This window comes from Oceanicaulis sp. UBA2681 (genome assembly GCF_002354675.1).
GTDB lineage: Bacteria > Pseudomonadota > Alphaproteobacteria > Caulobacterales > Maricaulaceae > Oceanicaulis > Oceanicaulis alexandrii.
The window spans coordinates 1-6790 of record NZ_DEMB01000012.1; the positions used below are offsets into that span (position 1 = coordinate 1).

At 61.8% G+C, this 6790-nt stretch carries 5 protein-coding genes; 1 reads left to right on the forward strand and 4 read right to left on the reverse strand.

Annotated elements, in window-relative coordinates:
* A partial coding sequence (locus B3M53_RS09560) for an acyl-CoA dehydrogenase family protein (RefSeq protein WP_286800234.1) occupies positions 1–345 on the forward strand: 345 nt, incomplete at its 5' end.
* 19 nt (positions 346–364) lie between these two features.
* Here the strand turns inward: B3M53_RS09560 and B3M53_RS09565 are convergent.
* The 4 genes from B3M53_RS09565 to B3M53_RS09580 all read right to left on the reverse strand — a co-directional run.
* Positions 365–1141 carry an SDR family NAD(P)-dependent oxidoreductase gene (locus tag B3M53_RS09565; protein ID WP_286800235.1) on the reverse strand — a complete coding sequence of 259 codons (777 nt, stop codon included), beginning with the start codon at positions 1139–1141 and terminating at the stop codon, positions 365–367.
* Between the two features lie 80 nt (positions 1142–1221).
* Positions 1222–4182, reverse strand: coding sequence for a TonB-dependent receptor domain-containing protein (locus B3M53_RS09570; protein ID WP_286800236.1), 2961 nt, complete (start codon positions 4180–4182; stop codon positions 1222–1224).
* 390 nt (positions 4183–4572) lie between these two features.
* Entirely contained in the window at positions 4573–5799 is a 1227-nt protein-coding gene (locus B3M53_RS09575) for a TetR/AcrR family transcriptional regulator (RefSeq protein WP_286800237.1), read from the reverse strand.
* A 55-nt stretch (positions 5800–5854) separates the two neighbouring features.
* Positions 5855–6790, reverse strand: a 936-nt coding sequence (locus B3M53_RS09580; RefSeq protein ID WP_286800238.1) for a class I adenylate-forming enzyme family protein, incomplete at its 5' end; no start/stop codon positions are given.

The window sequence follows — 6790 nt, forward strand, 5'->3', positions numbered from 1 at the left end:
ACCCGCAAGCAGTTCGGCGTGCCGATCGGCGCGTTCCAGGCGCTCAAGCACCGCATGACCACCGTCGCGCTTGAGATCGAGCAGGCGCGTTCGTCCGCCATCAACGCGGCCGCATACTTCGCCAAAGAGCCGGCGGTGCGTGACCGCTTCGGCTCGGCGGCGAAATACACCATCGGCAAGGTGGGCGCGCTCACCGCGGAAGAAGCGATCCAGATGCATGGCGGCATCGGCATGTCGTGGGAAATGCCGCTTTCGCATTTCGCCAAGCGTCTGATCATGCTCGACCATGTGCTCGGCGATGAGGACGCGCACATGGCGCGCTACCTCAAGCTCGCCGCTTCCTGACGGCACGACCGTCGGCGGCTCAGACGAGCACGCCGGCGGTCACCCCGCCGTCAATCACCATCATCTGCCCCGTCATCCAGCCCCCGGCGCGCCCTGCGAGATAGACCGCAGCGCCGGCGATATCGTCCGGCTCGCCAAGCCGCCGCAAGGGCGTACGCTTTGACACGGCCGCTTCGGCTTTAGGATCTTCCCAGAGCGCGCGGGCGAACTCCGTCTTCACGACCCCCGGAGCAATCGCGTTCACCCGGATATTATGAGGTCCGGCCTCCAGTGCGTAATTACGCACCAGCTGGAAATCCGCCGCCTTGGAGATGTTATAGGCGCCGATGGTTTCAGAGCCGCGCAATCCACCGATGGACGAGACGACGATGATCGACCCATCCTGTTTCGCGCGCATGTCCGGCAAAGCCAGCTGAATCAGCCAATGGTTCGAAATGACATTGTTGTTCAGAACTTTGCGAAACTGCTCGTCGCTGATCGTATCCATGGAGCCGTAATGCGGATTGCTCGCCGCGTTACAGACCAGGATATCCACCGGCCCGAATGTGCTGCGGGTCTGCGCGAACAGGGCTTCAAGGTCGGATTTGGACGAGATGCTCGCCGCCATCGCCATGGCGCGCTGCTCGCCATGGGCCTCATTGATGGCGTCCGCCACCACGTCACAGTCTGCCTGAGTGCGGCTTGAGATGACCACACGCGCGCCCCGGGCGGCCAGCTGTTCAGCGATCGCGCGTCCAATGCCGCGAGAAGACCCCGTGATGATCGCAGTCTTTCCTGTGAGGTCGAAGAGATCCATGGCGCGCCTTTCTGTTGCGTCGGGTCAATAAAAAAGAGGCCGGGACTCGCCCGGCCTCAAGGGGAGATTACAGATTTGCGCTAGAAACGCGCGGTCAGCCCCAGCCGATACACCCGTCCAAGCGGGTTGCCGATATAGGGATCATAGCTCAACTCCAGCCGCGCAGCCGGCGGATCGGTGTCGAACATGTTCTCCACTCCGACCTGCAATTGAAGATCCGCCCCGAGCGCCGACAGATCCACCGATCCGGTCAGGTCGTGCTGGGTATAGGACTCCACCGTCCGCGCGAAATTGGTGTCGCCAAACTCCGGCGTTTGCGTACAGGCCGCGTTCGACGGGCAGCGATTGTCCTCCACGCCGTCGATATAGGTCACGCTGTAGGTCGCATTGTACCGACCCCGGCTGAAGCTGGCGAAACCGCTCGCCCGCCAGGGCGAGACCGTGCCTGGCGCGCGGTTGTAGTTCGCAAAGCCGGCCGCATCATACGCTCCGTCAAAGGTCAGGCCCTCATAGACGAATTCGCCAAACTCGTACTCTGCGGTGTAGGTGGCGTTCAGCCCGCCGGAAAAGGCGTACGGACCGAAATCGCCGTCATAGTTCAGCGAGAAATCGAACCCGTTCGTGGTCACGTCCGGGCCGTTCACCACCTGCACCAGGATGCGGGAGATGTCGTTGGCGGTGGTGCTGGCGTCGCAAACCCCGCCGGCGAACACCACGAACTCGACGAACGGGCTGGCGCAATTGACCGCCTGGGTGCCGTCCGTCACCGGGCCGGGCGCGACCGCGCTGGCGATCGCCTGAACCGGCAGTTCGGTAAACCGGCCTTCAAAATCGTAGTTCCAGTAATCGACGCTGGCGCTGAAGCCGCCGGCCTGAAACAGAACGCCGAAATTATAGGTCAGCGCCGTTTCAGGTGCGAGATTGCGGTTACCCGCGATCTGGTTGGCCTTGAAGGCGCCGCCCGCCGCGTCAATGCCTTCCACCAGGGTCAGGCCATCGCCTTCAAGATCGCTCGGCAACGGAGCGCGGAAGGTGTCGCCGACAGAGGCGCGCAGCGCCACGCGGTCAGTCACCTGCCAGCGCGCGGAGAGCTTGGGATTGAACGTGGACCCCACCGGATCGCCATAGTCTTCGTACCGAACGGCGCCGGTCACTTCGAACCCGTCAAACGGCTCGATCAGGGCTTCGGCGAACAGGGCGTAGACGTCCTGCTCCACATTCACGGTGGAGTACTGCCCCAGGAAGATGAACGGACCGATCGGCAGATCATTATCATTGGGATCGTCCAGACAGGTGGTGACGCCCTCTCGCGCGCACGGAAAGCCCTGCGGGTCACTGAACACATTGGCAGGCAGGGATTCGTATTCGGTGCGGCGATACTGGGCGCCGAACGCGTAATCCACCTGCTGGCCGAACACCGTGTCATACCCGCTGAAGATCAGATCAAGGATGAACTGGTCCTCGGTCTGGTCGGTGCCGCTGGGTTGATACATCCAGTTGATCAGATCGAGATCGTTCTCATTGCCTGCCACATAGGCGGGATTATCAAGGCCGAGCGTGGGGTGTCCCGGCGCGGAATTGATGAAGGGATTGAAGTACAGGCAGCCATTGGCCCCCGGCGTCGTCCCGGAGCAATCTGGCCCGCCCAAGCCGTTGAGCGCGCGCTGCAACCGATCGCCGACGAAATCTCGCACGGCGTTCTTGCGGTTGGAGTGAATGGCGGTGGCGTAGAGCTCGGCCCTCAGGTTCTCCGAGAAATCATGCTCAAATCCAGCCGAAATGCGCCAGGCTTCGTTTTCCGCCGAGCCCAGACCGGCCCCACGCTCATCCAGCGGATTGCCGCCCAGCGCAAAGGGCCGGAAGAACAAGATATTGGAGAGCGAGGACAGATAGGCGGGCGAGCCCGCCGGAAACGTTTGCGACAGGAAAGTCGCATAGCCCGGATTGCTGGCCGGAACGCTGAACGCGTTGGCGCTGCCTGGCCCCAAAGGCCCCTGAACCGGCGGATAGCTGGGCGAGCCGGCATAGTTGATCATTTCCATGCCGGCATAGATCGCCTCGGCATGGAAAGAAGTCGACGACCCCAGCTCCACGTCGATCTGGCCATAGATCTGATAGCGGTCCTCTTCCTCCACCAGATTGGTGAAGTCGACATAGGAATACCGGCACACCGGGTAGGCGGTGGTCGGCGAGACCGGAAACAGCCCGTCAAACCCGCCCATCGCGTTGCAAGTATCAAGTTGCGCGCCGTCCACGCCCAGCCCGACCACGCCGAACCCCGGAATGATCGGTAGATACGTGCCCGGATTGGACAGAAAGGAATATCCCGTCGGGTTCACGGCGTAGTCGGCTTGCGTGAAATCACGCTCGGTGTTGGGCAATTCGTTGCGGCGCTGCCAGCCTGCGCCCACCATCACGTCCACGGCGCCGAAACTGTCACCAGCGAGCACGCTCGCCTGGTAGTTTCCGTCTGACCCGTCGACGAAATTATAGCTGCCGGACACCTCGACGCCCTCAAACGCGTCATAGGTGACGAAGTTGGCCACGCCCGCGATGGCGTCAGAGCCATAGGTGGAGGCCGCGCCGTCCTTGAGCACCTCAATGCGCTGGATCGCAAAGAAGGGAATGAGGTTGGTGTCGGTCGACCCTGTGCCGGGGCTTGAAATGGTACGGCGACCATTGAACAGCACCAGCGTGCGCTCGCGTCCCAGGCTTCGAAGATTGATCGAGCCCACCCCCTGTTCCGTACCGGCGGCGTACTGGTTGGAATCGCCCATCACCGGCCCCACGGACGGCAGTGTCTTCATGAATTCAAGCGGACTGTCGATGCCGCGATTATCCAGTTCCTGGGCCCCGAACACATCTACTGGCAACGCGCCGTCCTCGCCGCGGCCGCGGATATAACTCCCGGTCACAACAATACGGTCTGCGTTGCGACTTTCAGCCTGTGCGGCGTCCGTGGTCTCCTGCGCGGCTGCGGTCGCCGTCAGCATCAACGGGACGCACACGGCGCTCAGCATGAGCTTCGCCTTGGTCTTCATATTGATCTCTCCTCCCGACCTACGTTGAGGTCTTGTTCGCCGCATCATTGGCGGCCTGCGCCTTTTCGGCGCCTTTTCCTGATGGTCTGGCCGCTGAGCGCTTTCGCGCGCCGGCAGTGGCGCTTCCTCAACACTTGAGAAGGTCTGCCTCTGTGCGGCGATCCGGCTGCTGTGCTCCCCCAAAAGCCTCCATGCGGGAAACGCTACAGCTTCCATGATTGCGTTCAAGAAAAAAATAGAATGACCGGTATGTTCAAAACTCCCATACAGGGCGCCGCAATCAGCGTTTATGCCGATACGGTTTGAACTACGAGTTTGCCATATCCATATAACATGCGGCGCGCACAGCTCGGCTGTGAGCGCACGTCAGGCTCTCAAACAGTCTGATTTTCAGAGGTCCTGGATGATCCCGCGCGTGATGATCGAGGCGTAGGTCTCGATGGCGACATCCGGGGATTGGTCGGCGGCCCAACGGCGCATCTCAAACGCGGTGTTGAGCGTCGCCATGACCATCTGGGCGGCGATCAAAGGGTCTATCGCCTTGATGGAGCCTTCAGTGATGCCGTCAATCAAAACCCCGGCATACCGGCGGGCCATGCGGTTGGATCGCTCGATGACGCCTGCGCGCACATCAGGCGGCAGGGCGTATAGCGCCGTGGTGCGCAACAACGGAGACTCGCCATAAAGCTGCAGGTCGAGCAAGGACGCCACTGAGGAGCAGAGCCTGGCGTGGTGGTCGCCCTCGACGCGCTCCGCCGCGCGCTGAGCCAGCGACACCCGCGCATAGCTCAGATCAAAACAGGCCAGCACCAGATCATCCTTGCTCTGAAGATGGTGGTAAAAGCTGCCTTTGGTGACGGAAAGCTCGGCGGCGATCTTGTCCACCGATGCGCCGCGATACCCCCATTCATTAATGGTGATGGCGGCGGATTTGAGAAAGGCGATATTCATCTCGCCCAGCCCTTCAAGGGTCTCTGGGCGGTCCACCGTCAGCGCAACCGGATCCCAGCGACGCCCCTTGGCTGACACCCCATAGGCGAGGACTTCGCTGAAACGATGGGCGACGCGTTCGAAATCCCCCAGCGAATAGCGCCGCAGCCAGGCCTGGGCCCAGAACAGGTTTTCCAGCAACACATGAGTTTGCGCCGTGGCGAGCGTCTTGCGCGCGGGTTCATCCCGATCAAAGAAGGTGCGCACCCGGCGAAACAGGGCGATGTATTTGTCGCTCAGTTGCGAACGTAGAGGCTCTTCCAGGCTGCGGATGTGAGAGAGGTTCGCCACCGGCGGCGCATCGCCGGAGCGGATCGACGCAAACAACTCCAACACCGACCAGACCATGCAATGCAGCTTGTCATAAGGGTCGCGCTCAAGCGCAGCGCGCTCAACGATGTCGGAATAGCGCTGGATTGCGTCCGACAGGATCGCCTCGGCCAGCAAATCCTTGCGCTTGAAGTAATAGGTGATGCTGGTGGTGTTGAGATCGATGGCGTGGGCCACCTTGGTCAGGGTCATGCCCTTGAAGCCCAGCTCGTTCATCAGCTCGGTCGCGGCCGAGACAATCTGGTCGCGCTTGCGATCAAAGCGGCTGGCGGCGGCTGGGGGAGCGATCTCGTTCATTTCGCCAGCTTATAGCGCGTCATGCTGAACGTCACCGCCCAAGCCCCCAACACATTCAGGCGGGGCTGCGCCGGGCCGATTCAGCCGCCAAAATTTTGCGCACCTCGGCCTTCAGGATTTTACCGCTGGCGTTGCGCGGCAAGGGCGCGTCATGAACCTGGATAAGCACCGGCGTTTTAAACCCTGCGAGCCGCTCTCGCACGAAAGCCTGAAGCGTTGGCTCGTCTACTGACGCGCCATACGACAGCGTGATGAGCGCTGCTGGCTCCTCTCCCAAGATCTGGTGCGGGATAGCCGCCACCGCCGCATCCACAACGGCAGGATGCTCATACAGGCGGTTCTCCACCTCGACCGGGTAAATATTCTCGCCGCCGCGGATGATCACATCCTTGGACCGGTCGACGATGTAGCAGAACCCGTCCTCATCCAGACGCGCGACATCCCCCGTCCGCACCCAGCCGTCGATAAAGGTGTCAGCCGTGGCTTCAGGCTTGTTCCAATACCCTGTCACCACCATTGGCCCGCGCGCCCAGAGCTCGCCGACCTCTCCGGTCTCGAGTTCATTCGCACCGTCCAGGCTCATGATCTTCAGCTCGGCGACCGCTACGGGCGGACCACAACTGCCGGGACGATTGAGATAATCTTCTCCGTCATGCCGAGTGACGGTGCCGCTGGTCTCCGTCATGCCCCAGCCCGTGCCCGGCTCGCAGCCCAGATCCTCATGAAGCCGACGCACCAGCTCGGGCGCCGCCGGCGCGCCGCCATAGGCCACGCCTTCAAGCGAGGAGAGGTCAAATTCACCCCGCTGAGGATGCTCCAGAAGACTCCAGGCGATGGCGGGCACGCCCCCTGTGTAAGCGATCTTTTCGCGCTCGATGATCTGAAGCGCCTCAAGCGGGTCCCATTTGTTCATCAGCACCATTGTGTGGCCCACATGAAGGCTCGACAGCATGCGCGCATTGCAGGCGGTCACATGAAAGAGCGGGATCGC